The organism is Curtobacterium uvaldense, assembly GCF_028307415.1.
GTDB lineage: Bacteria > Actinomycetota > Actinomycetes > Actinomycetales > Microbacteriaceae > Curtobacterium.
On record NZ_JAQMHU010000001.1, the window covers coordinates 129228 to 149078 of the forward strand.

At 70.5% G+C, this 19851-nt stretch carries 21 protein-coding genes and 4 tRNA genes; 20 read left to right on the forward strand and 5 right to left on the reverse strand.

Going from position 1 to position 19851, the window contains the following annotated elements:
• Nucleotides 1–4: 4 nt before the first annotated feature.
• Nucleotides 5–493, reverse strand: a complete 489-nt coding sequence (locus PIJ49_RS00705; RefSeq protein ID WP_066655250.1) for a YajQ family cyclic di-GMP-binding protein — start codon at nucleotides 491–493, stop codon at nucleotides 5–7.
• A 118-nt stretch (nucleotides 494–611) separates the two neighbouring features.
• Between PIJ49_RS00705 and PIJ49_RS00710 the strand changes: the two genes are divergently transcribed.
• From PIJ49_RS00710 to PIJ49_RS00730, 5 genes are all read left to right on the forward strand, one after another.
• Nucleotides 612–693: transfer RNA gene (locus PIJ49_RS00710), tRNA-Tyr, on the forward strand.
• Nucleotides 694–780: 87 nt separating this feature from the next.
• On the forward strand, nucleotides 781–1602 hold the full coding sequence (locus PIJ49_RS00715) for an inositol monophosphatase family protein (protein WP_066655248.1): 822 nt from the start codon (nucleotides 781–783) through the stop codon (nucleotides 1600–1602).
• Nucleotides 1603–1781: 179 nt separating this feature from the next.
• Nucleotides 1782–2993 (forward strand): peptidoglycan DD-metalloendopeptidase family protein, encoded by a 1212-nt coding sequence (locus tag PIJ49_RS00720; protein ID WP_271825246.1) that lies wholly within the window; start codon nucleotides 1782–1784, stop codon nucleotides 2991–2993.
• 92 nt (nucleotides 2994–3085) lie between these two features.
• Nucleotides 3086–3157, forward strand: a tRNA-Thr gene (locus PIJ49_RS00725).
• Between the two features lie 32 nt (nucleotides 3158–3189).
• A tRNA-Met gene (locus PIJ49_RS00730) sits at nucleotides 3190–3266 on the forward strand.
• A 311-nt stretch (nucleotides 3267–3577) separates the two neighbouring features.
• Here PIJ49_RS00730 and PIJ49_RS00735 read toward each other — a convergent pair.
• Nucleotides 3578–3955: a hypothetical protein gene (locus PIJ49_RS00735; RefSeq protein ID WP_251159577.1), complete on the reverse strand. Its 378-nt coding sequence runs from the start codon at nucleotides 3953–3955 to the stop codon at nucleotides 3578–3580.
• Between the two features lie 119 nt (nucleotides 3956–4074).
• On the opposite strand from PIJ49_RS00735, the gene PIJ49_RS00740 reads away from it, so the two are divergent.
• From PIJ49_RS00740 to PIJ49_RS00750, 3 genes are read left to right on the forward strand one after another with little or no spacing between them, the layout of a single operon-like run.
• The gene (locus PIJ49_RS00740; protein ID WP_081984962.1) at nucleotides 4075–4524 is read left to right on the forward strand and encodes a MaoC family dehydratase N-terminal domain-containing protein; all 450 of its coding nucleotides are present in this window, start codon (nucleotides 4075–4077) and stop codon (nucleotides 4522–4524) included.
• Nucleotides 4521–4946: a MaoC/PaaZ C-terminal domain-containing protein gene (locus PIJ49_RS00745; RefSeq protein ID WP_066655238.1), complete on the forward strand. Its 426-nt coding sequence runs from the start codon at nucleotides 4521–4523 to the stop codon at nucleotides 4944–4946. The genes PIJ49_RS00740 and PIJ49_RS00745 overlap by 4 nt, the downstream gene beginning before the upstream one ends.
• Nucleotides 4943–5980, forward strand: a complete 1038-nt coding sequence (locus PIJ49_RS00750; RefSeq protein ID WP_066658454.1) for a UDP-N-acetylmuramate dehydrogenase — start codon at nucleotides 4943–4945, stop codon at nucleotides 5978–5980. The genes PIJ49_RS00745 and PIJ49_RS00750 overlap by 4 nt, the downstream gene beginning before the upstream one ends.
• Nucleotides 5981–6098: 118 nt before the next feature.
• Here PIJ49_RS00750 and PIJ49_RS00755 read toward each other — a convergent pair whose 3' ends face one another.
• The gene (locus PIJ49_RS00755) at nucleotides 6099–7283 is read right to left on the reverse strand and encodes a pyridoxal phosphate-dependent aminotransferase (protein WP_066658451.1); all 1185 of its coding nucleotides are present in this window, start codon (nucleotides 7281–7283) and stop codon (nucleotides 6099–6101) included.
• Between the two features lie 215 nt (nucleotides 7284–7498).
• On the opposite strand from PIJ49_RS00755, the gene PIJ49_RS00760 reads away from it, so the two are divergent.
• The 6 genes from PIJ49_RS00760 (at nucleotide 7499) to PIJ49_RS00785 (ending at nucleotide 11090) form a co-directional block, all read left to right on the forward strand.
• A tRNA-Trp gene (locus PIJ49_RS00760) sits at nucleotides 7499–7571 on the forward strand.
• Nucleotides 7572–7591: 20 nt separating this feature from the next.
• Nucleotides 7592–7870 carry a preprotein translocase subunit SecE gene (secE, locus tag PIJ49_RS00765; RefSeq protein ID WP_066658449.1) on the forward strand — a complete coding sequence of 93 codons (279 nt, stop codon included), beginning with the start codon at nucleotides 7592–7594 and terminating at the stop codon, nucleotides 7868–7870.
• A gap of 146 nt (nucleotides 7871–8016) precedes the next feature.
• Nucleotides 8017–9069: a transcription termination/antitermination protein NusG gene (gene nusG / locus PIJ49_RS00770; RefSeq protein WP_209685055.1), complete on the forward strand. Its 1053-nt coding sequence runs from the start codon at nucleotides 8017–8019 to the stop codon at nucleotides 9067–9069.
• Nucleotides 9070–9191: 122 nt separating this feature from the next.
• Nucleotides 9192–9623 carry a 50S ribosomal protein L11 gene (gene rplK, locus PIJ49_RS00775; protein ID WP_017888638.1) on the forward strand — a complete coding sequence of 144 codons (432 nt, stop codon included), beginning with the start codon at nucleotides 9192–9194 and terminating at the stop codon, nucleotides 9621–9623.
• An 84-nt stretch (nucleotides 9624–9707) separates the two neighbouring features.
• Nucleotides 9708–10397 carry a 50S ribosomal protein L1 gene (gene rplA, locus PIJ49_RS00780; RefSeq protein WP_066655236.1) on the forward strand — a complete coding sequence of 230 codons (690 nt, stop codon included), beginning with the start codon at nucleotides 9708–9710 and terminating at the stop codon, nucleotides 10395–10397.
• Between the two features lie 84 nt (nucleotides 10398–10481).
• Nucleotides 10482–11090 (forward strand): Pr6Pr family membrane protein, encoded by a 609-nt coding sequence (locus PIJ49_RS00785; protein WP_271825253.1) that lies wholly within the window; start codon nucleotides 10482–10484, stop codon nucleotides 11088–11090.
• Here PIJ49_RS00785 and PIJ49_RS00790 read toward each other — a convergent pair.
• Both PIJ49_RS00790 and PIJ49_RS00795 read right to left on the reverse strand, forming a co-directional pair.
• Nucleotides 11087–11842 (reverse strand): YqaJ viral recombinase family protein, encoded by a 756-nt coding sequence (locus PIJ49_RS00790; RefSeq protein ID WP_308201951.1) that lies wholly within the window; start codon nucleotides 11840–11842, stop codon nucleotides 11087–11089. The two genes, PIJ49_RS00785 and PIJ49_RS00790, sit on opposite strands and share 4 nt — an antisense overlap.
• Before the next feature lie 59 nt (nucleotides 11843–11901).
• The gene (locus PIJ49_RS00795; RefSeq protein ID WP_066655230.1) at nucleotides 11902–13113 is read right to left on the reverse strand and encodes an ROK family transcriptional regulator; all 1212 of its coding nucleotides are present in this window, start codon (nucleotides 13111–13113) and stop codon (nucleotides 11902–11904) included.
• Between the two features lie 143 nt (nucleotides 13114–13256).
• Here PIJ49_RS00795 and PIJ49_RS00800 point away from each other — a divergent pair, with 143 nt between their 5' ends.
• The 6 genes from PIJ49_RS00800 (at nucleotide 13257) to PIJ49_RS00825 (ending at nucleotide 19786) form a co-directional block, all read left to right on the forward strand.
• Nucleotides 13257–14003, forward strand: coding sequence for a sugar phosphate isomerase/epimerase family protein (locus PIJ49_RS00800; protein WP_066655229.1), 747 nt, complete (start codon nucleotides 13257–13259; stop codon nucleotides 14001–14003).
• A complete protein-coding gene (locus tag PIJ49_RS00805) occupies nucleotides 14000–15157 on the forward strand; it encodes a Gfo/Idh/MocA family protein (protein ID WP_066655228.1) in 1158 nt (385 codons plus the stop codon). Before PIJ49_RS00800 ends, PIJ49_RS00805 begins: the two co-directional genes overlap by 4 nt.
• Before the next feature lie 159 nt (nucleotides 15158–15316).
• A complete protein-coding gene (locus tag PIJ49_RS00810) occupies nucleotides 15317–16618 on the forward strand; it encodes an ABC transporter substrate-binding protein (protein ID WP_271825255.1) in 1302 nt (433 codons plus the stop codon).
• Nucleotides 16619–16788: 170 nt separating this feature from the next.
• Nucleotides 16789–17784 carry a carbohydrate ABC transporter permease gene (locus tag PIJ49_RS00815; RefSeq protein WP_200884102.1) on the forward strand — a complete coding sequence of 332 codons (996 nt, stop codon included), beginning with the start codon at nucleotides 16789–16791 and terminating at the stop codon, nucleotides 17782–17784.
• Nucleotides 17777–18616, forward strand: coding sequence for a carbohydrate ABC transporter permease (locus PIJ49_RS00820; protein ID WP_271825257.1), 840 nt, complete (start codon nucleotides 17777–17779; stop codon nucleotides 18614–18616). The genes PIJ49_RS00815 and PIJ49_RS00820 overlap by 8 nt, the downstream gene beginning before the upstream one ends.
• Nucleotides 18617–18769: 153 nt before the next feature.
• Nucleotides 18770–19786, forward strand: coding sequence for a TolB family protein (locus PIJ49_RS00825; RefSeq protein ID WP_271825258.1), 1017 nt, complete (start codon nucleotides 18770–18772; stop codon nucleotides 19784–19786).
• The last annotated feature ends 65 nt before the right edge of the window (nucleotides 19787–19851 follow it).

A 19851-nucleotide genomic window follows, 5' to 3' on the forward strand; every position in this document is an offset into this window, starting at 1 on the left:
GGCGCTAGCGGAAGTTGATGAACTGCAGCGGCACGTCGAACTCTTCACCCTTGAGGAGCTGGATCGTGTTCTGCAGGTCGTCGCGGCTCTTGGAGGAGACGCGGAGCTCGTCGCCCTGGATCTGGCTCTTGACGCTCTTCGGGGCGTTCGCGCGGAGGAACGCGCCGATCTTCTTGGCGACGTCCTGCTCGATGCCGTTCTTGAACTTCACCTCGATGCGGTACTCCTTGCCCGAGGGGTACGGGTCTCCGGCGTCCAGGCTCTTCAACGAGATGTTCCGCTTGATCGCCTTGGTCTGCAGCACGTCGAGGACGGCCTTGGCGCGCTCCTCGGAGTTCGCCTTGATGAGGACGTCCTCGCCGCTGAACGCGATCGAGGCGTCGGCGCCCTTGAAGTCGTACCGCTGCTCGATCTCCTTGGCGGCCTGGTTGAGGGCGTTCTCCGCCTCCATCTTGTCGACCTTGCTGACCACGTCGAAGGAACTGTCTGCCATGCGGGACAGCCTAACGGCGCGACGGGATCCCGGTTCGGTGGTCACGAGCACCCTCCGACGTCCGGTATGCTCTTCAGCGCGCCTTCGGTTGGTGACCACACCGGTCGGGTGCGCACACGGCAAGTTACCCAAGCGGCCAAAGGGATCTGACTGTAAATCAGCCGGCGTAGCCTTCGGGGGTTCGAATCCCTCACTTGCCACAGCGAACAGCCCCGTCCGATCCGGACGGGGTTGTTGCCGTTCCCGGCCTGGCGTCCTTCCGGGGCGTGATCCGGCAGGCTGGTGCCATGCCCGACAGCCTCGCTCCCGCCCAGTTCGCCGACCTCGCCGAGTCGATCGCCCGTGAGGCAGCAGCGCTCGCGGCCCGCCGACGAGCGGAGGGGGTCGAGGTCGCCGACCGGAAGTCGAGCATCGTCGACGTCGTCACGGCTGCCGACCGGGAGGTCGAGGACCTCGTCCGCACGCGGATCGCCGAGGCGCGTCCCGACGACGCCTTCCACGGCGAGGAGTCCGGCTCCGGTGCCGGGTCCACGGGGATCACCTGGGTGGTCGACCCGATCGACGGCACGGTCAACTACCTCTACGGCAGTGAGCAGTACGGGGTGAGCATCGGCGTCGTGCGGGGGAGCGCGGACCCGACGCAGTGGGAGGCGCTCGCGGGGATCGTCGTGGCGCCGGCGACCGGCACCGTGTTCCGGGCGGTGTCCGGCGAGGGCGCGACACGCGACGGCGTCCCGCTCCGCGTGTCGACCCCGTCGTCCCTCGCGGAGACGCTCGTCGCGACGGGCTTCGGCTACACCGCCGACCGTCGGCGTGAGCAGGTCGCGGTGCTGGCCGGCCTGATCGGCGAGGTGCGGGACGTCCGTCGCGCGGGAGCGGCGTCGCTCGACTGCTGCGCGGTCGGGGCCGGCACCGTCGATGCGTACTACGAGCGCGGCATCAACCCGTGGGACATGGCGGCGGGGTCGCTCGTCGCCGCCGAGGCCGGAGCGAGCGTCCGGATATGGGAGGCCGGCGGCACGCGCTCCTTCCTGTTCGCGGCCCCCGCCGTCGCCGACCAGCTGGAGTCCCTGGTCCGTCGGCTCGAGTCCGAGGTGCTCGCCGACTGACGGCCCGGAGGCGCACTCGCCGGGCGCCGGCAGGGTCCGGTGGGGCACCGCTCGCGGACGGTGCACGGTCGTGCAGACGACTGGCGGTGCGCGACGGCCCCTGCTAGCGTGCTCCAGTCCCGTTATCTGCTCGTTACACACGAGCGCCCCGTGCCCCGATCAGGATCAGCCTCGAACACATGCCCCACGCCTCCACGACTGCGCAGACGCCCACCCGCACCGAGACCGAGCCGGTCGTGCACCTGACGCGACGCGCACGCATCGAGGCCGAGCGTCGAGCGGCTGCGACCAGCACCCCGCGCTCCGCAGCGGCTCCGCAGTCCCCGGTCGACGTGCCGTCGTTCGACGAGCTCGTCGCCCCGACGACGCCCGCAGCCCCGGTCTCACCGATCGACCTCGCGCCGGCCTCAGCGGTCCGGCCGGCACCGTCCGCCGGAGCGGTCACGCCGCCCGCGCCGGTCTCGCCCGACGTCGCGCCGGCGGCGGACGCCTCGCGCGCCCCGACCCCGGTCGTCGATGCGGTCCGTCCGTCGGGAGCGCGACGTCCCGCGACCGCCCCGACGTCCGGCGGCAGGGCTCCGGAGGCCGGCCGCGGCCGTGCACGGCGCACCGCCACGGCCGTCCGCGTCGACCGTGCGACCCGTCACATCAGCAGCGCCTCGGCGTCGTCGGTGTCCACGGGCAGCACGCGCGGTGACGCCTTCCGCCGGAACGCCTCGCGGGTCACCGCCGTCGGCGCACTGCTGTTCGCCGCCGGGCTGGTCGTGTCGACGTCGCTGCCGGCGCAGGCGCTCTGGGTGCCGCCGGCGGACACCACCGCGGCTCGCGCCACCGCCGCCGGCGGAGCACAGTCCCTCAGCGTGGGCAACGGTGCCGTGGACGCCGAGACCACCCGCGACCAGTACTCGGTGACGTCCGCCACGCAGTACAAGAACGTCGACGCGTCGTCCTTCTCGAACGACCCGAACGGCTCGATCCAGTGGCCGTTCCTGACCGGGGTGCCGATCACGTCGGGCTTCGGCGGTCGTCAGGTCGAGGGCTGCTCGTTCTGCTCGACGAACCACATGGGCGTCGACTTCGCCCCGGGCGAGGGGACCCCGATCCGCTCCGTCGCCGCGGGCACGGTCATCAAGGTGCAGGCGCACGACGGCGGCTTCGGCAACGACGTGTGGGTGCAGCACGACGTCGACGGCAAGCAGTTCGTCAGCGTGTACGGCCACATGAAGGACGGCACGTTCAAGGTCGTCACCGGGCAGGAGATCGCCGTCGGCGACGAACTCGGCGAGGTCGGGTCGACCGGCAACTCGACCGGTCCGCACCTGCACCTGGAGATCCACGTCGGTGGCGTCCCGGTGGACCCGCTGACCTGGCTCCGCGCCAACGCGAACTAGCGGAGGAGCGGCGGCACGCCCGGGCGACACGTCGGGTTCCCGACCACCGTCGCACGTCTGCTACGCTCGTCTGGTGCCGCCGAGCGGCACTCGCCCCGATAGCTCAGTGGTAGAGCACTTCCATGGTAAGGAAGGGGTCGTCAGTTCAATCCTGACTCGGGGCTCCGACCCGGAGCTGTTGTCGCTCCGGATCTCCGGCGGGGTAGCTCAGTTGGTTAGAGCACACGACTCATAATCGTGGGGTCACGGGTTCAAGTCCCGTCCTCGCTACCACAGGCCCGGCGGCCAGATCGCCGGGCTTTCGTCGTTCCCGGGGCGCGTCGTTCCCGGGCTGCGTCGGTCTCGAGGCACGTCGGCTCGGGGCGTCATCGGTCTGATCCGAGGCCCGTCGCTCCGCCCGATCCTTCCCATCGCGGGCGCTGTACCGAGTGGGATCGAGCATGCCGAGGGTTCCTGGCAGACCAGGTACGCCCGTCCTCGCCAGGTACGCCCGTTCTCGCCAGGTACGACTGTCCTCATCAGGCGCGCCCGTTCTCGCCGGGTGTGCCTGCCCGTGCCGCGCTGTGACGCTCCGCGGTCGCGCCTCAGCGCGGGGGAGTGGTCAGCACTCCCGCCCCCCGGAGGGCCCGTTCGAGCGTCGCCTCCACCTGCTGCCGGGCGCTCCGCCGACGCCCCGCACCGATGCCGCCCCCGGACACCGCCGTGGCGTGCTGGGCGTGCCGGAGCGTGATCGTGGTCGACGTCCCCGTGACGGTCGTCGAGAGCTCGTACCGCCGGAACTCCCGCGCCGGGTGCACGAGGGCGCCGAGCAGGATCGTCAGCAGCCGGTTGCCGATCGTCGCGGTGATCGTGCCCCCGGTCGACTCGACCCGGTGCCCGGTCTGTCGGAGTGCCGCGCCGGCGACCTCCATGGCGGTGCACCGGTCGCCCGTGTGGACCGCGTACTGCGTCGTGTGCTCCATGAGTCCCTCCCCGTCCCCGGAGTCGTACCCGGCGTCCCCCCGGACACCGTGCGGCGAGCATAGCCGATGCATGCTCAGGGAGAGGGCGTGTGTCGAGCGTGCTCGGTAGACTCCCACGCGTGTCAGTGAACCCCGAGCTCGTCGGCAGGACGTTCCCGCCGGCCCAGCCCTACCTGGTCGGTCGTGAGAAGGTGCGCGAGTTCTCGCGTGCCGTGTTCGCGACGAACCCGATCCACCACGAGCCCGACGCCGCCCGTGCCGCCGGCTACACCGACGTGGTCGCCCCGCCGACCTTCGCCGTCGTCGTGCAGGAGGCGACGCTCGCCCAGCTCCTGGCCGAGCCGGACGCCGGCATCGACTTCTCCCGTGTCGTGCACGGTGAGCAGTCCTTCACCTACGACCGGCCGATCGTCGCGGGCGACGAGCTGACCGCCACGCTCACCGTCACCAGCGTGAAGACCCTCGGCGGCAACGCCATGGTGACCGCCGAGAGCACGATGCAGGACGCCTCGGGGGAGCACGTCGTCACCGCGACCTCCACCCTCGTGGTCCGAGGAGACGACGCATGACCACCGCACCCGCCACCGCGCTCGAGGTCGGCACCGTCGTCGCCGAGCGCGAGGTCCACCTCACCCGCGACGCGCTCGTCCGCTACGCCGGCGCCTCGGGCGACTTCAACCCGATCCACTACCGCGACGACGTCGCCGCCTCCGTCGGGCTCCCCGGCGTGCTCGCGCACGGCATGCTGACGATGGGGCTCGCCGTCCAGCCCGTTGCCGAGTGGCTCGGCGACCGCGGCTGGGTCCAGCGCTACGGCGTCCGTTTCACCCGCCCCGTCGTCGTCGACCCCGAGCAGGGCGCGACCGTCGGCGTCGTCGCGAAGGTCGGCACCGTCGACGACCAGGGGCGTCCGCAGCGCATCGACCTCACCGTGACCGCCGCCGGGCAGACCGTGCTCGGCAAGGCGCAGGTCACGGTGGTGTTCCGCTGACCGTGTCGACGCGACTCGCCGACCTCACCACGTTCCGCGTCGGAGGTCCTGCGGCGACGCTCCTGGTCGCGGACACGACCGACGAGCTCGTCGCGCACGCGCACACCGCGTGGCAGGACGACGAGTGGCTCGTCGTCGGTGGCGGCAGCAACCTGCTCGTCGCCGACGACGGCTTCGCCGGCACCGTCGTGCTCGTCCGGACGCGCGGTGTCGACGCCGAGCCCGACGAGGACGGCGTCACCGTCCGCGTCGCGGCCGGTGAACCGTGGGACCGGTTCGTCGCGACGACCGTCGAGAACGGTTGGACCGGCCTGGAGGCACTCAGCGGCATCCCGGGCACGGTCGGTGCCGCCCCCGTGCAGAACATCGGCGCCTACGGGGTCGAGCTCTCCGACGTGCTCTCCCGCATCGAGTTCCTCGACGCGTCGACGGGGGAACGCGCGTGGGTGGACGCGGCCGAGCTGGCGCTCGGCTACCGCACCTCGACGCTCAAGCACGGGCGACGAGGCGTGGTGCTGACGGTCGAGTTCCGGCTCGGCGCCACCGTGGTCGAGGGCGTGCCCGTCCGCTACGCCCAGCTGGCCGGCTCGCTCGGCGTCGAGCTCGGCACCCCGGTGGACCCGATGACCATCCGGACGACGGTGCTGCGCCTGCGGTCGTCCAAGGGGATGGTGCTCGACGACGCCGACCCGGACACGTGGAGCGCCGGCTCGTTCTTCACGAACCCGATCGTGTCGGCCGGGTTCGCCGAGACGCTGCCGCCGGAGGCCCCTCGTTGGCCGGCCGGCGACGACGTGAAGCTCAGCGCCGCGTGGCTCATCGAGCACGCGGGGGTGCATCGCGGGTACACGGTCCCCGGGTCGCACGCCGCGATCTCGTCGAAGCACACCCTGGCGCTGACCAACCGTGGGGGTGCCACCGCAGCCCAGGTCGCCGAGCTCGCGCGGTACGTCCAGGTGACCGTCCTGAACCGCTTCGGCGTCTCGCTGGTCCCGGAGCCGGTCGTGGTGGGGGACCTGCTCGGCGCGAGCTGACCACCGGACGGTCGCCGCGCCTCCCGGCCGTCGCAGTCTCGCGAGACGCAACGTGGGCGGCTCCGCGCAGCGGTCAAGCGCTGCGCGGAACCGCCCACGTTGCGTGCTGCGGAGGGGGCTACGCGGAGAAGAACGCCGCCAGCCGCCGGACGCCCTCGGCGATGTCGTCGTCGCCGAGCGCGTAGGACATCCGGATGTAGCCGGAGGGACCGAAGGCCTCGCCCGGGACGACCGCGACCTCGGCGTGCTCGAGGATCAGGTCCGCGAGCTCGAGCGTGGTCGTCGGGGTCGACCCCGCCCACTCGCGGCCGAGGAGCGCCGTGACGTCGGGGTAGACGTAGAAGGCGCCCTTCGGGGTCGGGGTGACGAAGCCCGGGATCGCGTTGAGCCCCTCGACGATGGCGCGACGGCGGCGGTCGAACGCCTCGCGCATCGCCGCGACGGGCTCCTGCGGGCCGGTGAGGGCTGCGATCGCGGCACGCTGCGACACGTTCGCCACGTTCGACGACAGGTGCGACTGCAGGTTGGACGCGGCCTTCACGGCGTCGGCCGGGCCGATGGACCACCCGACGCGCCACCCGGTCATGGCGTACGTCTTCGCGACGCCGTTGACGAGGATCGTGGTGTCGGCGAGGGCCGGCACCGCGTCGAGGATGCCCGTGAAGGCGACGTCGTCGTAGACCAGGTCCTGGTAGATCTCGTCGCTGACCACCCAGATGCCGTGCTCGAGCGCCCACTCGCCGATGGCCTTCGTCTGCTCGGCCGAGTACACCGAGCCGGTGGGGTTCGACGGCGAGCAGAACAGCAGCGCCTTGGTCCTCGGCGTGCGCGCTGCCTCGAGCTGCTCGACCGTGACGAGGTAGTCCTGGTCGCTGCCCGCGAAGACCTCGACCGGGACGCCGCCGGCCAGGCGGATCGCCTCGGGGTAGGTGGTCCAGTAGGGAGCGGGCAGCAGGACCTCGTCGCCCTCGTCCACGATGGTCTGGAACGCCTGGTAGACGGCCTGCTTCCCGCCGTTGGTGACGATGACCTGCGACGGGTCGACGGTGACGCCGGACTCGCGAGCGGTCTTCTCGGCGATCGCCCGCTTGAGCTCGGGCAGGCCCGTCGCCGGCGTGTAGCGGTGGTTCGCGGGGTCCTGGACGGCCAGGACGGCGGCGTCGACCACGTGCTGCGGCGTCGCGAAGTCCGGCTCGCCCGCCGCGAACGAGATCACCGGACGACCGGCGGCCTTGAGCGCCTTGGCCTTCGCATCGACCTTGAGCGTCGCGGACTCGGCGATCGCGGCGATGCGCGACGCGATGCGCGGACGGTCGGAGGTCGCGGCGACGGAGTCCGTCGCGGTCTCGGGGGCGGTGGACTCGGGGCCGGGGGCTGCGGTGCTCACGGCCGCCAGCCTACCGGCGCGGCACGCCGGGGGGAGCGGCCGAGTGGACAGCGTGTGACGGACTCCCGTACACTCGACCACCGGCGCACGGAACGGTGACGGGACGTGCCCCAGGGGGTTCCGACCCCTACAGGGCGGTGGCTCAATTGGTAGAGCAGCGGTCTCCAAAACCGCAGGTTGCAGGTTCGAGTCCTGTCCGCCCTGCAAGTCTGGAAGGTGTGAAGGTGGCGAGCAAGGACATGGAGACGACGGCGGACGACGTCGTCGCGAAGGCCAAGGCCGACCGTGCTCAGCGTGGTGGCCCGATCGCTGCCGTCGTCCTCTTCATTCGCCAGGTCATCGGCGAACTCCGCAAGGTCGTCACGCCGACCCGCAAGGAGCTCTTCAGCTACACCGGCGTCGTGCTCGTCTTCGTCGTCGTGATGATGATCCTGGTGTCGATCCTCGACTTCGTCTTCGGTCTCGGCGTCGGTTACGTCTTCGGCAACGGTCCCACGGCCTGACCCGTCGCCGACCGGCCTGACGGCTGGTCTGCTGCGTCCGTTCACCTGGCCGGACCCCGACAGGAGTACGGTCGCCCGAGACGGCGACGGACGCGAACCGCTCCGGCCACTCACCCGATCCGCACCACCGAACGGAAAGAACCGCAGTGTCTGACTACTCCCGCGACGACATCGACCTCGCCACGGCTGCCGAGCAGTCCTCCGAGGTCGAGGAGAACCAGGAAGGCGACGTCGAGACCGCCGAGGGCCGTTCGGTCGAGTCCGCCGAGGAGCGCGCGATCTCCGTCGAGGACGAGGACGCCGAGTCCCTCGGGACGAGCGACGAGCCGGACGACGGCACGGTGGACACCTCCATCGACGAGGCGCTCACGGCGCTGGCCGAGTCCCGCGACCCCGAGGCCGACGCCGTCGTCGACGACGCGCTCGACATCGACTCCGCCGACGAGGCCGAGGCCGCCGTCGAGGCGGTCGAGGACGAGGAGGAGACCGAGCTCGAGGACGCCTCCGCAGCCGAGGCGAACGAGACGCTCGCCGCGGACGAGGCCCTCGACGCCGACGAGGTCGACGACGAGCCCGCCGAGGTCGACCCGTACGACGCCTTCAAGGCCGAACTCCGGATGAAGCCGGGCAAGTGGTACGTCATCCACTCCTACGCGGGCTTCGAGCGCCGCGTGAAGTCGAACATCGAGAACCGCATGATCTCGATGTCGATGGAGGACTCGATCTACCAGGTCGAGGTCCCGATGGAGGACGTCGTCGAGATCAAGAACGGGCAGCGCAAGCTGGTCACCCGCGTCCGGATCCCCTCGTACGTGCTCGTCCGCATGGACCTCAACGAGGACTCGTGGTCGGTCGTCCGCCACACCCCCGGTGTCACCGGCTTCGTCGGCAACGCCCACAACCCGACGCCGCTCCGCTTCGACGAGGCGTTCGGCATGCTGAAGTCGCTCGTGCAGGTCGCCGAGGCCGCACCGACCAAGGGCGGCGCGAAGTCCGGCGGTGCCGCACAGGCGCAGCCGCAGGCCGAGGTCGACTTCGAGATCGGCGAGACGATCACCATCAAGGAAGGCTCGTTCGCGGGCCTGCCGGGTTCGATCTCCGAGATCAAGCCGGAGAGCGGCAAGCTCACCGTCCTCGTCTCGCTGTTCGAGCGCGAGACCCCGGTCGAGCTCAGCTTCGACCAGGTCACCAAGCTGTAGTAAGCTACTGAGGTTTGGCCCCGCGTGCTGTGGCATGCGGGGCTTCACCGCGGTCCGGATCCGCCGGGCCAGCGGGAGAGTGCACGGATCCCCGTGCGTTCGATTCCAGGAGGAAGCACAACATGGCACCGAAGAAGAAGGTCACGGGCCTCATCAAGCTGCAGATCAACGCGGGCGCCGCCAACCCGGCCCCGCCGATCGGTCCTGCGCTCGGTCAGCACGGCGTGAACATCATGGAGTTCTGCAAGGCGTACAACGCCGCGACCGAGTCGCAGCGCGGGAACGTCGTGCCGGTCGAGATCACCGTCTACGAGGACCGTTCGTTCACGTTCGTCCTCAAGACCCCGCCGGCCGCAGAGCTGATCAAGAAGGCCGCGGGTGTGCAGAAGGGGTCCTCGACCCCGCACACGGTCAAGGTCGCGAAGATCTCGATGGACCAGGTCCGTCAGATCGCCGAGACCAAGCAGGCCGACCTGAACGCCAACGACATCGAGCAGGCCGCGAAGATCATCGCCGGCACCGCTCGTTCGATGGGCATCACGGTCGAGGCGTAAGCCTCAGCGCCCCACACACCCCGACCCCTTTCCGTGGGAGAGCCTCGCCGGCTCGTCAACCACGTAGCTCCTGAGGAGAACACCATGGCGAAGAAGTCCAAGGCCTACCAGGCCGCGGCCGCGAAGATCGAGGCCGACAAGTTCTACACCCCGACCGAGGCAGTCGCCCTCGCGAAGGAGACCGGCTCGGCGAAGACCGACTCCACGGTCGAGGTCGCGCTGAAGCTCGGCGTCGACCCGCGCAAGGCCGACCAGATGGTCCGCGGCACGGTCATCCTGCCGCACGGCACGGGCAAGACCGCCCGCGTCATCGTCTTCGCCGTGGGCGCTGCGGCCGAGGCCGCCATCGCCGCCGGTGCTGACGAGGTCGGTGGCGACGAGCTCATCGCGAAGGTGGCCGAGGGCTACACCGCGTTCGACTCCGCCGTCGCGACGCCGGAGCTCATGGGCAAGGTCGGTCGTCTCGGCAAGGTGCTCGGCCCGCGTGGCCTCATGCCCAACCCGAAGACCGGTACCGTGACCCCGAACGTGGCGCAGGCCGTCAACGACATCAAGGGCGGCAAGATCGAGTTCCGCGTCGACAAGCACGCCAACGTGCACTTCGTCGTCGGCAAGGCCTCGTTCACGCCGGAGCAGCTCGACGAGAACATCTCGGCCGCGCTCGAGGAGATCGTCCGCCTCAAGCCGTCCGCGTCGAAGGGCCGCTACATCATGAAGGGCGCCGTCTCGACGACGTTCGGACCGGGCATCCCGCTCGACGTCAACGCCATCTGATCGACTGATCAGGCCAGGAGGACCCGCACCGATCGGTGCGGGTCTTCCTGCGTTCCCGGGGGTCCGACCGGATACCGTGGCCTCGTGCGGACCCTCGTGAACTCCCTCCGGCTCGTCGCCGTGATCGCGGTCGTCGCCGCGGTCCTCGCGCAGTGGCTCGTGACCTCCCGGACGCCGGACTACCTCTTCTGGAACTTCTTCGGCTACTTCACGATCCAGTCGAACATCATCGTCGCGGTGGCCTTCGCACTGACCCTGGTGGCAGCAGCGCGACGGCAGCGCAGCAACCTGCTGCTCACCGGGTTCCGGGGTGCGGCGACGGTGTACATCGCCACGACGGGCGTCGTCTACAACACGCTGCTCGTCGGGGCCTCGGTGTCGAACACGGTGCCGTGGTCGAACGACGTGCTGCACAAGGTGGTCCCGCTGTACGCCGTGCTCGACTGGCTGGTGTTCTCCGACCGGGCGCGGCTGCTCCTCCGGCACGTCTGGTGGTTCCTGGTCTACCCGGCGGTCTGGCTCGTCGTGGTGCTCGTCCGCGGCGCGACCGACGGGTGGGTCCCGTACCCGTTCCTGGACCCTGCGCAGGGCTACGGCGTGGTGGCGCTGTACTGCCTCGGCGTCGCGGTGTTCATCGGGCTCATGGGGATCCTCGTGGTGGGGATGAGCCGGCTGCGTCTGCTGCGGGTCTAGACCCGGAACGTCCGGAGCTTGTCGAGCACGAGGTCCGCGAGCTGGACGAGCCCGCGGATCTGGTCGTCGTCGCGGTCCACCCACCGGCACTCGGGTTCGTCGGCGACGGGCACGAAGTCGTCGTGGCGCTCCCACACGAACAGGGTGCGGTCGGCCCCCAGGACGTACTGCTGCCACCAGACCTGGCGCAGGTAGTGCCGGGGGATGCTCCGCCAGCCCTTGCCCGTGGTCTTGATCTCGGCGAGCACGAGTCGGTCGGACGCGTCGTGGCCGACGCCGTCCGGGGTCGCCAGGTGCGCGCGGTTCGCGCTCGCGTGGAAGAGGTGGGCCGACGGCTCGATGCCGTGCGTGGCCGCGACCCAGGCGGCGATCACGGGCTCACGGTCCTTGCCGTGCTCGGTCCAGGCGTTGCCCGAGAACCGGGAGCCGTACCGCTTCTCGGCGACGACGGTCTCGACCGCGCGCAGCGACGCGAGCCGTGCGACGTCGGTCGCGGTGATGCCCATCGCGCGGGCGCGGAGCCACGCCACCCGGTCGGACGAGTGCGCGACGATCCGCTCGGTGTGCCCGCGGAGCGCGGTGAACGCGTCGTGGCCACCGGGCGCGGATCGCGGGCCCGCGGCAGGACGACCGACGGGAGCAGCGTCGCGTGCAGCCGACCGCACGGCGGACGTGGCCGGCGCGGCGGAGGCGGGGAGGGCCTCCAGACCGGGGTCCAGGTCGCCCCACAGGGTGGGCTGCACGATCGTCACCGGACGATTGTCACCCCGCGGGCCGACACGGCGCGAACCGACGCGCGCGGCGTCCGCCCTCAGGAGACGAGCTGACGGCCCTCGGCGGGGGCGACGAGCTCGTCGACGCCGGCGGGGGAGAGCGCGTAGTCGAGGGCGAGCACGGCTGCGCCCTGCAGTGCGGCGACGGAGCCCGCACGGGACTGCGCGATCACGAGGTGCTCGGTGGCGAGGGGCATCGAGCGGGCGTAGACGACCTCGCGGACACCGGCGAGCAGGTGCTCCCCGGCACGGGTGATGGAGCCGCCGAGCGTGATCACGGACGGGTTGACGAGCGAGACACAGGTCGCGAGGACCTCGCCGATGTCCCGGCCGGCCTGTCGGACGGCCCCGATCGCGTCGAGTTCCGAACGGTTCACCAGGTCGATGACGTCGCCGCTGGTGTGCACGTCGTGACCCTTCGCCCGCAGGGCGCGGGCGATGGCCGGGCCGGAGGCGACGGCCTCGAGGCAGCCGGTGTTGCCGCAGTGGCACGGCACGTCGCCCGCGCGGGACACGCGCACGTGACCGATGTCGCCCGCGGTGCCCTGCGCGCCCCGGCGGAGCTGCCCGTCGGAGACGATGCCCGAGCCGATGCCGGTCGCGACCTTCACGAACAACAGGTGGTCCAGGTCCGGCCAGCCGTACGCCCGTTCGCCGAGCGCGGCGATGTTCACGTCGTTGTCGACCAGCACGTGCGCGGCGACGTGGCCGCGCAACCATCCGGGGACGTCGAAGCCGTCCCAGCCCGGCATGATCGGCGGGTTCGCCGGGCGCCCGGTGGAGAACTCGACCGGGCCGGGGACGCCGATGCCGATCGCGACGACGTCGTCGCGCCGCCGACCGACCTCGTCGAGCAGTTCGTCGACGGTCTCGACCAGCCACGTGAGGGTGGGGACCGGGCCGGCGGCGATGTCGATCGCGGCCTCCCGCGTCGCCAGCGGGGCCCCGACGAGGTCGGTCACGGCGACCCGCCCGTGCGAGGCACCGAGGTCGGCGGCCACGACGAGGCGTGCGCGCGGGACGAGGGCGACCTGGGCGGGGGGACGGCCGCCGGTCGACGCGGCGGTCTCCACGGGGCCCACGAGCCCCACGTCGACGAGGGCGTCCAGGCGCACGGCGATCGTCGAGCGTGCGAGTCCCGTCAGGGCGGCGAGCTCCGCCCGGGTCCGCGGCACACCGTCGCGGAGGATCTGGAAGAGTTCGCTCGCTCCGACCGGCGGCGACGCTGCCGTCCGGGTGAAGTCGATCATGTCGGGAGTGAAGCACACATCGAACGCGCCACGCAACGAAGACTGTCGAGGACTTCGCAACTTCTGCTTGACCGCCGACAGAAGCGGCCATAGTGTGACGCTCGATCACTGACGATCCACCATCTCGACGAGGAGAACCCCTGGTGACACAACCCCTGTCGGTCCAGCTCTACACGGTGCGGGACGCCCTCTCGGCGGACCTGCCGGGCACGCTCCAGCGCATCGCGTCCATCGGCTACACGAACGTCGAGGCCTTCGGCTTCGTCGACCGCGCCGAGGAACTGCGCGACGCCCTGGCGGCCGCTGGCCTGCAGGCACCGAGCGGCCACGCCCGTCTGCTGGACGCCGGGGAGCAGGACCTCGAGCGCATCCTCCACGCCAGCGTCACGGTCGGGCTGGGGACGCTCATCGACCCGCACATCGACGAGGCCCGCTGGACGACCCGCGAGGACGTCGAGGCCGTCGCCCGCGAACTCAGCGCACTGGCTCCCCGCGCCGCCGACCACGGACTCGTGCTCGGCTACCACAACCACGCGTTCGAGTTCTCGAACCGCATCGACGGCGTGAGCGCCTACGAGGTCTTCGCCGACGCGCTGTCCGACGACGTCGTCCTCGAGCTCGACACCTACTGGGTGACGGTCGGTGGCGACGACCCGGTCGCGATCCTCGGCAAGTACGGCGACAAGGTGCAGTTCCTGCACGTCAAGGACGGCGACGGCTCGCACGACGACGAGAAGCAGGTCGCGGTGGGCAACGGCGTCATGCCGATCCGCGACATCGTCGCCGCGGCGCCGGACGCCCAGCACGTCGTCGAGCTCGACGGCCACGAGGGCGACGTGTTCCAGGCCGTCGCCGACTCGTACACGTTCCTGCAGGGGGTCCGCGCATGACCGACACGACGACCGCGGCGGGCGCGCAGCAGTCCGACGACGCCGCGCGCCGCACCGGCCCGGTCGGGGTCGGCGTCATCGGGGCCGGGGTCATCTCCGACCAGTACCTGTCGAACCTCACGGTCTTCCCCGACGTCGAGGTCCGGTTCATCGCCGACATCGACGAGGCACGTGCCGCCGCCCAGGCCGAGAAGTGGGGCGTCGCCGGATCGGGATCGGTGGAGGAGCTCCTCGCCGACGACGACGTCGAGATCGTCGTGAACCTGACCATCCCGGCCGCGCACGTCGAGGTCGCCCTCCGCGCCCTCGCCGCGGGCAAGCACGTCTGGGGCGAGAAGCCCTACGCGCTCGACCGTTCCAGCGCGGCCGAGCTCCGGGACGCGGCGCGCGCCGCCGGCAGGACCGTCAGCGTCGCGCCGGACACGTTCCTCGGCGCCGGACTGCAGACCGCCCTCCGGACGATCCGCGACGGTCGGATCGGCACGCCGCTGAACGGTCTGACGCTCTTCCAGAGCCCCGGCCCGGAGTCGTGGCACCCGAGCCCCGAGTTCCTGTTCGCGGACGGCGCCGGCCCGCTGTTCGACATCGGCCCGTACTACATCACCACCCTGGTGCAGGCGTTCGGACCCGTCGCGAAGGTCACCGCCACCGCCTCGAAGTCCCGTGCCACCCGCACGATCGGCTCGGGTCCGAAGGCCGGGACGGAGTTCCCCGTCGACGTGCCGACGAACCACTCGGCGCTGATCCAGTTCGAGGACGGCGGGAGCGCGCAGAGCGTGTTCTCGTTCGAGTCCGACCGTGGCCGCACCGGCTTCGTCGAGATCGCGGGGGAGACGGGGACCGTCGTGTTCCCGGACCCGAACGACTTCGACGGCGACACCGAGCTGTACGTGCTCGGCGCCGACGAGCCCGAGACGATCCCCGCCGTCGGGTCCACCTACTCGCGGGGGACGGGCGTGGTCGACCTGGCCCGCTCCCTCCGTGCGGGTGAGGAGAACCGGGTCCCCGGCGACCTCGCCTTCCACGTCCTCGACGTGATGGTCTCCATCGCCGAGGCGGCAGAACGTGGTGAGACGGTGCTCGTGGAGAGCACCGTCGCACCCTCCCCGACCCTCCCCGAGGGCTGGGACCCCGCGGAGTCGACCCTGTCCTGACCGGACGCGCCGGCGTCCGTCCGCGGACGACGGCACACCCGGGCAGGGCATCGGGACGACCCCGCACGCCGGTGACGGCGACGTCGACCGGCACGCACACAGCAGCACCCGACACGTACACCCCTTCGCACCATCTCAACGACGAGAAAGTAGAGAGTCATGCGCACTGCCATCCGCGCACTGGCCATCACCGCGGCCGCGGCACTCACCGTGGCCGGCCTGGCGGCCTGCTCCTCCGGGTCGTCCGGTTCCTCCGGCGACTCGAAGACGCTCACGTACTGGGCGTCCAACCAGGGCACGTCCCTGCAGAACGACAAGGAGGTGCTCACCCCCGTCCTCGAGAAGTTCACCAAGGAGACCGGGATCAAGGTGGACCTCCAGGTCATCGGCTGGAACGACCTGCAGACGAAGATCACCACCGCCGTCACCTCGGGCCAGGGCCCGGACGTGGTCAACATCGGCAACACCTGGGCGACGTCGCTCCAGGCCACCGGCGCCTTCCAGGAGTTCGGTGACTCGGAGATGGAGGCGATCGGCGGTGCCGACAAGTTCGGCAAGGTCGCGCTGTCCACCGGTGGTGCTCCGGGCAAGACCGTCACGAGCGTCCCGCTCTACGGCCTCGCCTACGGCCTGTACTACAACAAGCAGATGTTCAAGGACGCCGGCCTCGAGGCACCCACCACGTGGGAGGAGCTGACCGCCGACGCGAAGAAGCTCACCACCGACGGCAAGTACGGCTTCACCATCGCCGGTGGCTCGTACACCGAGAACGCGCACTTCGCCTTCATCAACTCGGCGCAGAACGGCGGCGAGTGGTTCGACGAGGACGGCAACCCGACGTTCACCCAGAAGGCGAACGTCGACGGCATCAAGCGTTACCTCGACCTGATGCAGTCCGACAAGGCGGTCAACACCTCGAACGCGCAGTACGACAACGGCACGCAGGCGGTGTCGGACTTCGCGAACAAGAAGGCCGCGATGATGCTGACGCAGAACAACGCGAACGCCACGATCACGTCGAACGGCATGTCCGCCGACGACTTCGGCGTGGTGCCCTTCCCGGCACCCGAGGGCGCGAAGGACATCGCCTCCTTCCCCGCCGGCATCAACCTGTCGGTCTTCAAGAACACGAAGAACAAGGACGGTGCGCTGAAGTTCGTCAAGTACATGACGAGCGAGGACACCCAGACGACGCTCGACAAGCCGTACTCGGCCCTGCCGGTGCTCGCCTCGGCTGCCGACTCGGTCTCCGACGAGCAGACGAAGACGTTCCTCGACATCTACAACAACAAGGCGAAGCCGCTCCCGCTGGTGCCCGCCGAGGACCAGTTCGAGTCGACCGTCGGCAAGGCGATGAACGACATGTTCGCCAAGATCGCCACCGGCGGCACGGTGTCCGACAGCGACATCAAGACGGCCCTGCAGACCGCGCAGGACCAGGTCTCGCAGTCGGTCGGCTAGTCGGCCGGGAGGCCCGGGGTGCGTCCGCAGGACACGCCCCGGGCCTCGCCCCTCCACACCCGGCCCCGCGCCGGGGGTGAGCGCATCGGCTCACGCACGCCGCGCCTCCCGTCCGCTGCCACGGACCCGCGCGAAGCACCGATCCCCCTCCTGCCGGAAGGCCCCCACCCATGACCACCTCGGTCCTGCCCGACTCCGAGCGCATCGACCTGACCCACACGAAGGCACCGACCCTGTCGGGGCCGCAGCCGGGTCGGAAGCCGAAGCGCCACTGGCTGCCGTACGCGCTCGTCGCGCCGGCGGTCCTCTTCGAGCTGCTCATCCACATCGTGCCGATGCTCACCGGCATCTGGATCTCGTTCGTCCAGCTCACCAAGTACTTCATCGCGAACTGGGGAGCCGCGCCCTTCGCCGGGCTGCGGAACTACTCGGTCGCCATCGACTTCGACCAGGCCATCGGCAAGGGCGTCCTCAACTCGTTCCTCATCACCTGCGGCTACACGGTCATCGTCGTCGCGCTGGCGTGGACCTTCGGCATGGCTGCGGCGGTCGCGCTGCAGAAGCCCTTCAAGGGCCGCGGGCTCTTCCGCACGCTCTTCCTCGTGCCGTACGCGCTGCCGATGTACGCCGGCATCATCACCTGGAAGTTCATGTTCCAGCGGGACTCGGGTGCCGTGAACCACGTCCTCGTCGACCAGCTCGGACTCTTCGGTGGGCAGGGACCGTTCTGGCTGATCGGCTCGAACGCGTTCGTCTCGGTCGTCGTCGTCGCGATCTGGAAGACCTGGCCGTTCGCGTTCCTCATGCTCATGGCGGGCCTGCAGTCGGTGCCGAACGACGTGTACGAGGCCGCGTCGGTGGACGGTGCGAAGCCCTTCCGCCAGTGGCGCTCCATCACGCTGCCGATGGTCCGCCCGGTCAACGTGACGCTCGTGCTCGTGATGTTCCTCTGGACGTTCAACGACTTCAACACGCCCTACGTGCTGTTCGGCTCGACCGCGCAACCGCCGGCCGCCGACCTGCTCAGCTTCCACATCTACAACGCGTCGTTCATCACCTGGAACTTCGGTTCCGGCGCCGCGATGAGCGTGCTGCTCCTCATCTTCCTGCTCATCGTCACGGGCATCTACCTGGCCGTGACCAACCGGAGGTCCGTCCGTGCGTGAAACAATGGGCGCCAAGTCCTTCAAGGTCGTCACGATCGTCCTGTTGACGTTGTTCACGGTCGTCCCGCTCTACGTGATGATCACCACGGCGATGAAGCCGCTCGGCGACGTGCAGGACAACTTCACGTGGATCCCGACCAACATCACCCTCCAGCCGTTCATCGACATGTGGTCGACGGTGCCGCTGGCGAAGTACTTCGTGAACTCGCTCGTGGTCTGCACGATCGCGACGCTGTTCTCGCTGATCATCGCCCTGTTCGCCGCGTACGGTGTCTCGCGCTGGAACTTCAAGGGCAAGAGCACCTTCACCACGGCGGTGCTCTCCACCCAGATGTTCCCGGGCGTGCTGTTCCTGCTGCCGCTGTTCCTCATCTTCACGAACCTCGGCAACGCGCTCGGCATCCAGCTCGTCGGGTCGTGGCTCGGCCTGATCATCACCTACCTGACGTTCACGCTGCCGTTCTCGATCTGGATGCTGTCCGGGTACTTCGAGACGATCCCGCGGGAGCTCGACGAGGCCGCGATGGTCGACGGCTCCGGCCCGATGGGCGCGCTGTTCCGGGTCATCCTGCCCTCGGCGCGACCCGGGCTCGTCGCGGTCGGCATCTACTCGTTCATGACCGCGTGGGGCGAGGTCCTCTTCGCCTCGGTGATGACGAACGGCGACGGGCAGCTGCTCGCGAACGGTCTGCAGCAGTACTCCACGCAGACGAACGTGTACTGGAACCAGATCATGGCGGCGTCGCTCGTCGTCTCGATCCCGGTCGTGGTGGCGTTCCTCATCGTGCAGCGCCAGTTCGTGGCCGGTCTGACCGCGGGTGCGGTGAAGTAGGCGCTCCCGGCCGGCCCGGCCGGGCTCGGCTGGCGGGCCCGGCCGGCCTACCCGAGACTCGGCTCGGCGGACAGTTTCGCGGGACTTCGCCCGTGGAACTGTCCGCCGGGCCGAGTCTCGTCGGTGCGTGGTCCGATGCGACAGGATGGACAGATGACGGGGACGCGAGGACGGCAGCTGCTGCCGCGGCAGAGCAGCCGGGTGCACGTGTACGACGTCGAGACCCGGACGTCGAGGCTCGTGTTCTCGTCGGACCGGGTGCTCGTCGAGGCGCCGAACGTGCGCGACGACGGCACGCTCGTGCTGAACGGGGACGGGGACCTCTGGCTCCTGACCCCGCCGGCGACGGGCAGCGACACGGTGCTCGACGAGACCGCTCTCGTCCGCGTGCCGATGCGGGGCGTCGACGAGATCAACAACGACCACGTGCTCGACCCCGGCGGCGACTCCGTGGTGGTGAGCGCCCGCGACGGCGAGCTGTACCGGGTCCCGTTGCCCGAGGGCGGGTCGGCGGTCCGCATCACCGACACCGCCGCGGTGCTGCCGGTGGTCCGGAAGTACTACCTGCACGGCATCGCGCCCGACGGCTCGGCCCTCGCGGCGATCGTGGGGGAGCGCACGCCGGAGGGGGTCTGGACGACCGACGTCGCCCTCGTCGACGCAGCGTCCGGCGACACGACCTTCCTCACGCGGGACCCCCACCCGGACGACGGGTGCGCGATCACGCCGGACGGCGCCACCGTCCTGTTCAACACCGAGCGCTTCACACCGGGCACCGCGCAGCTCGCGTCGCTCCGGCTCGGGGCCCGCGACGGCGCTGCGGGCGACGGCGGTGTGGGCGACGGCGCTGCGGGCGACGGCGGTGTGGGCGACGGCGGTGCGGGCGGTCCCGTGCAGATCACCGCCGACGACCGCGTGAACTGGTTCCCGCACCTGTCCCCGGACGGCGCGCACCTGCTCTACCTGTCGTACGGCCCCGGCGTGCAGGGGCACCCCGCCGACCACCGGGTCGAGCTGCGGCTGCTGCCCGGGGTCCTGGCCCGGGGCGCGCGGATCGCCGTCGTGCCCGAGACCCTCGTCGCGCTCGACGGCGGCCAGGGGACCGTCAACGTCCCGCCGTGGTCGCCCGACTCGCGCTGGTTCGCGTACTGCGACTACCCCGTCACCTGAGCGCGTCGAGCCGCTCCGCGGGAGTCTGCGCGTGGACCCGCACCGCACGACGCAACGTCGGCGAC

Coding starts and splice junctions, on each gene's coding strand:
- PIJ49_RS00720 (WP_271825246.1), top strand. CDS start 1,782: ATGCCCCACGCCTCCACGACTGCGCAGACGCCCACCCGCACCGAGACC.
- rplK (WP_017888638.1), top strand. CDS start 9,192: ATGGCACCGAAGAAGAAGGTCACGGGCCTCATCAAGCTGCAGATCAAC.
- PIJ49_RS00815 (WP_200884102.1), top strand. CDS start 16,789: ATGACCACCTCGGTCCTGCCCGACTCCGAGCGCATCGACCTGACCCAC.
- PIJ49_RS00705 (WP_066655250.1), bottom strand. CDS start 493: ATGGCAGACAGTTCCTTCGACGTGGTCAGCAAGGTCGACAAGATGGAG.
- PIJ49_RS00715 (WP_066655248.1), top strand. CDS start 781: ATGCCCGACAGCCTCGCTCCCGCCCAGTTCGCCGACCTCGCCGAGTCG.
- PIJ49_RS00745 (WP_066655238.1), top strand. CDS start 4,521: ATGACCACCGCACCCGCCACCGCGCTCGAGGTCGGCACCGTCGTCGCC.
- rplA (WP_066655236.1), top strand. CDS start 9,708: ATGGCGAAGAAGTCCAAGGCCTACCAGGCCGCGGCCGCGAAGATCGAG.
- PIJ49_RS00795 (WP_066655230.1), bottom strand. CDS start 13,113: ATGATCGACTTCACCCGGACGGCAGCGTCGCCGCCGGTCGGAGCGAGC.
- PIJ49_RS00735 (WP_251159577.1), bottom strand. CDS start 3,955: ATGGAGCACACGACGCAGTACGCGGTCCACACGGGCGACCGGTGCACC.
- PIJ49_RS00810 (WP_271825255.1), top strand. CDS start 15,317: ATGCGCACTGCCATCCGCGCACTGGCCATCACCGCGGCCGCGGCACTC.
- PIJ49_RS00805 (WP_066655228.1), top strand. CDS start 14,000: ATGACCGACACGACGACCGCGGCGGGCGCGCAGCAGTCCGACGACGCC.
- PIJ49_RS00825 (WP_271825258.1), top strand. CDS start 18,770: ATGACGGGGACGCGAGGACGGCAGCTGCTGCCGCGGCAGAGCAGCCGG.